Consider the following 4,270-nt stretch of genomic DNA (forward strand, 5'->3'; position numbering starts at 1 on the left):
CAGCGACTATGGCCAACCTGAACAAGCAGGTGACGATAGGCGGCTTCTATATGGATGAGACTGAAATCACGAACAACGAATACCGTCAGTTTATCGAAGTCATGGTGAATGATTCCCTTGATGTACTGGGCGAAGATTTTGTGATGACGCAATTGTATCCGGACACCACCGTGTGGGTACGTGACTTTACTTACCACATGGGCGACCCGCTGATGGAGTATTATTTCTCTCATCCGGCCTTTGACGAATACCCGGTAGTTGGGGTGGACTGGTTTGCAGCAAAGTACTTCAGCGACTGGCGTACCAAGCACAAGAACCAGGCGAATGCAGATAACGGTATGGCGCCAATGCCTAAATTCCGTCTGCCTTCTGAAGCCGAGTGGGAATATGCAGCAAGAGGTGGCCGCGACATGGCGGTATATCCATGGGGTGGTCCTTACCTACGCAATGCAAAAGGCTGTTTGCTTGCAAACTTTAAGCCAGGACGCGGTGACTACTACAGTGATGGCTTTACGTACACAGCGCCTGTAGCACAGTTTTTCCCGAACGATTTTGGCCTGTATGACATGGCGGGCAACGTAGCAGAATGGACAGAAGATGCCTATGCGGATGCAACTGTTCCGATCACCTGGGACTTGAACCCAGTTTATTATGATGACAATGAGCCTCGCAAAGTAGTAAGAGGTGGTTCCTGGAAAGACATTGCGTATTTCCTGGAAACCGGTACCCGTAACTTCGAATATCAGGACTCAGCCCGCTCTTATGTTGGTTTCCGTAATGCGATGATTTACCTCGGAAGATCTTCCGGAAGTGAGTTCAGATAAGCAACTAGAAGTAAATTACCCCCTAATAAATACTATAAAACCCCAATCGTTCACAATTAAATTTTGAAAACAAAATGAGCAAAGCTAGAGGTCGCAGTTTCTTGTACGACGTGTTGATGCCTAAAATTTACGGTATAGGTGCTGCAGTCGTAATTATTGGAGCATTGTTTAAAATTCAGCACTGGGAAGGCGCTGACTTTATGCTCATCGTAGGTCTGGGAACAGAGGCCGTTATCTTCTTCCTGAGTGCCTTCCAGCCACAGCCACACGATCCGGATTGGGCAAGGGTTTATCCACAACTAGCGGACGATTACACTGGTGAAGGCCTTATCCCGGCTACTGCTACAGGAGGTGGCACGTCTGTTACGAAGAAACTGGATGATATGCTGCGTGATGCCGATATCACTCCTGAGACCATAAACACACTGGGCCTCGGCCTGAACAGACTGAGCGAAACGACTGCCCAAATGGCAGACCTGAGCCAGGCAACTGCTGCTACCAACGATTACAATGTAAGAGTAAGAGCAGCCGGTGATCAGCTTGAAAAGATCACACAAGCCTACTCTACAACAGCAGATGCACTTGCCCAGATGGCCGGTTCAACAGTAGACGCACAGGAATACCACCAGCAGGTGCAGAGCATGACTAGAAACTTAGGTGCTCTTAATGCTGTTTACGAAATGGAGCTTCAGGATGCCAACAACCACCTGAAGGCGATGAACAAGTTCTACGGTAACCTGAGCATGGCGATGGAAAACCTGACGGACGCCAGCAAAGATACTGAGCAGTTCAAGCAGGAAGTTTCTAAGTTAACGCATAACCTACACTCTCTGAACACAGTGTACGGTAACATGCTGACAGCCATGAAAGGTTAATTCCGACACATTTCCTAAATCAACAAGAAAACAACAGTAATCTAAGTATAAAATGGCTGGAGGAAAAGAGACACCACGGCAGAAGATGATCGGTATGATGTACCTGGTACTCACCGCACTTCTCGCCCTACAAGTGAGCTCCGCAATCCTGTTAAAGTTTCAGTTTATTGACGAAAGTCTGAAAGAAGTAAACGACAAAACAATAACGGACAATGCCGGAGTAGTAACCAATATCAAGTCCAAGGTCAGTGAAGGTGGAAACAGAGACAAAGATAAAACGGTACTATCCGATGCGGAAGCAGTAAGAAAAGAAACTTCGGAGCTGATTACCTATATCCGTGGCCTGCGCGAAATGCTGGTTGAGAAATCAGGCGGTAGAAACGCAGAAGAGGATTATGCAAACCCAAGCGCTGAGGATATTGTAGCCATCAACATGATCGGTGCAGCCAACAAGAACAACGGTGCTGCTTATGAGCTGAAGGACAAGCTGAATAACTACGCGAAGTTCATGCGGAAATACAATGCTGAAATGCCGGACCTGGCCAGAGATGGGAAGGATGATCCGGTAGCCAGCAAAGACCGTGAGCAGCGTAACAAAGACTTTGCCCAGCTCAACTTTGAAGCTACTCCTATGGTAGCAGCATTGGCAACGCTTTCTCAGAAAGAAGCAGAAGTACTCAAATATGAGGCTGACGCTTTACAGAACCTGGCTCAGAAAGTTGGTGCAGACATCATCAAGTTTGAGAAGATCTTTGCCATGGCGCGTGCTGAGTCGAAGACAGTAGCCGCTGGTACCAAGTATAAGGCAGAGATGTTCATCGCTGCTTCATCGGATGCCATCACGCCTACCATGACATTCCAGGGCAAGCCGGTGAATGTAGTAAACGGCAAAGGTATGATCGAATTTACGGCTGCAGCTTCTAACTACGATGCAGATGGTAACTCGAAGCAGACCTGGAAAGGTGAAGTGATCATCGACAAAAACGGTGAGCAGGAAAGACTTCCAATCGTGGAAGAGTACATCGTGGCGAAGCCTGTGATCCAGGTACAGTCTGCTTCTGTTCAGGCGCTGTATTTCCAGTGCGCGAACGAACTGAACGTACAGGTTCCTGCGCTGGGTGCGGTCTATGATCCAAGCTTTAGTGCTTCGGGTGGTTCTGCCATCAAAGGTTCTAAAAAAGGTCAGGTAACGATCATCCCGACTTCTACGGAAGTAAAGCTTAATGTGAGCAGCGGTGGCAATGCAATCGGTTCGGAAACATTCAAAGTGCGTCCTATACCAAGACCATCCCTGGTGCCTAAAGTGAATGGCAAAGCAGTAGATCAGAAAAGAGGTTTACCTGCCCAGTCCATCAGAGCTGTAGAGATCCAGGCAGTAGCGGATGAAGGGTTCAAGCAATTTTTGCCTCAGGAAGCTCGTTATAGAGTAACCAAGTGGAGAGCATACCTGGTGAGAGGCTCACAGCCAATTGACCAGGCTGAGTTCAGCAACCCATCCGGTGACCTGAGCAGATTTGCAGCGAAAGCAGGAAAAGGTGACAGAGTAACAATAGAAGTATTGGAAGTAAAACGTCTGAACTACCAGGGCAACCCGGTTGCAGCACAAACTGCAGGCGACGGCGTCTTCACAATACCGCTTAATTAAAGAATAGAAGCTTACAAGGAATATGAAAGTTATAAAAGCAATAGGTGTAGCGGCTGGAATATTGTTCTCTTTCGGAGCAGTGGCACAGCAAGTGTCTACCACGCAGTCAAGCAATCCATCAGCAAGACCTATTCCAGAGTCAGATGTTCTGTTCAAGAAGACCGTATGGCGTAAAATTGATTTGCGTGAAAAGCAAAACAAGCCCATGTTTTCTGAGAACAGAGAAATCACTAAAGTTATCATCAGCGCTGTAAAAAGCGGTGAGCTGGTGGCTTATAAAACTGATTCTGTAAACGTTCCTCTGACTACGCAGGAATTCCTGGCCAACATGACTCCTAAAGAGACAGAAGGCGGTCTGACAGAAGAAGAAAAGGCAGCAGGTTTTGGTGAGGTAGAAGAGGAAGAGGATGCATGGGGAGAGGCACTTGGTAAGAGCGCTACCGAAACGCAAACTGGTCCTGTAAGCAACGAATACTTTGCAAAGCAACTGTACCTGTTGGAGTTGAAGGAGAACGTTGTGTTCGACAAAAAACGCTCCCGCATGTACCACGATATCCAGACCATCAGCCTGAAGGTGCCATCTACGCTTAATGCCTTAGGTTTTGAGCAGAACATCGGCAGCTTTAAGATGAGTGACCTGGTACGTATCTTCCGAAACAACCCGGAGGTAGCGATCTGGTACAATGCGCAGAATGATGCGCAGCACAAGAACCTGGCAGATGCTTTTGATCTGTGGTTATTTAGCTCCTACATCACAAAAATATCGAACCCTGGCGACAGAGGCCTGGGCGATATCTACGGTGGTGGTAAGAAAGGCCTGTTAGCAGCTCAGGACGCGCTTGAAGCACTGATCGAGTATGAATACAGCCTGTGGAGCTACTAAACACCATAAGCTTAACAAAAAAGGAGACCCGAAAGAGTCTCCT

4 protein-coding genes are annotated in these 4,270 nt (G+C 47.6%); all 4 read left to right on the plus strand.

Annotation, left to right across the window (positions count from 1 at the left end; all coding sequences use genetic code 11):
- Nucleotides 1-824, plus strand: an 824-nt coding sequence (porK, locus tag OB13_RS18535; protein WP_461491673.1) for a T9SS ring complex lipoprotein PorK/GldK, incomplete at its 5' end; no start/stop codon positions are given.
- Nucleotides 825-898: 74 nt separating this feature from the next.
- Nucleotides 899-1,699 carry a type IX secretion system motor protein PorL/GldL gene (gene porL, locus OB13_RS18540; protein ID WP_461491674.1) on the plus strand — a complete coding sequence of 267 codons (801 nt, stop codon included), beginning with the start codon at nucleotides 899-901 and terminating at the stop codon, nucleotides 1,697-1,699.
- Between the two features lie 52 nt (nucleotides 1,700-1,751).
- Nucleotides 1,752-3,344 carry a type IX secretion system motor protein PorM/GldM gene (gene porM, locus OB13_RS18545; RefSeq protein WP_461491675.1) on the plus strand — a complete coding sequence of 531 codons (1,593 nt, stop codon included), beginning with the start codon at nucleotides 1,752-1,754 and terminating at the stop codon, nucleotides 3,342-3,344.
- 22 nt (nucleotides 3,345-3,366) lie between these two features.
- A complete protein-coding gene (porN, locus tag OB13_RS18550; protein ID WP_461491676.1) occupies nucleotides 3,367-4,227 on the plus strand; it encodes a type IX secretion system ring subunit PorN/GldN in 861 nt (286 codons plus the stop codon).
- Nucleotides 4,228-4,270: the final 43 nt, after the last annotated feature.

The sequence above is a fragment of the Pontibacter sp. HJ8 genome, from assembly GCF_054824225.1.